The sequence below is a fragment of the Mesorhizobium sp. M2E.F.Ca.ET.219.01.1.1 genome (assembly GCF_004016445.2).
GTDB lineage: Bacteria > Pseudomonadota > Alphaproteobacteria > Rhizobiales > Rhizobiaceae > Mesorhizobium.
In genome coordinates this window covers 1-329 of the sequence record NZ_SADT02000158.1, presented here as the reverse complement: position 1 = coordinate 329, position 329 = coordinate 1, and the positions used below count along the sequence as shown (strand labels likewise).

Below are 329 nucleotides of genomic sequence, written 5' to 3'. Positions count from 1 at the left end.
TGGCCGCAGAGAACCGCGCCCGCACGGTCAACGCAGGACAGGCGCAAAAGAGCATCAAGCGCCTGCTCGCCGCGCTCAGGCGTGAGTTGGAAAGCCTCGATGCCGACCTGGACGATCATATCCGCAAGTCGCCACTCTGGCGGGTCCGGGAAAAACTGCTGTCCTCCGTGCCAGGCATCGGTCCCACCGTTGCCCGCACCATGATCGCAGAGATGCCGGAGTTGGGCAGCCTCGACCGGCGCCAGATCGCAGCGCTCGCAGGTCTCGCACCATGGACGAGGCAGTCCGGCACATGGCGTGGCAGGAGCTTCATCGGCGGCGGCAGGAGC

The 329-nt window shown here is 66.6% G+C and carries 1 protein-coding gene; it reads left to right on the top strand.

Annotated features, from left to right (window positions below):
• A partial coding sequence (locus tag EN862_RS35335) for a transposase (protein ID WP_153227255.1) occupies positions 1–329 on the top strand: 329 nt, incomplete at both ends.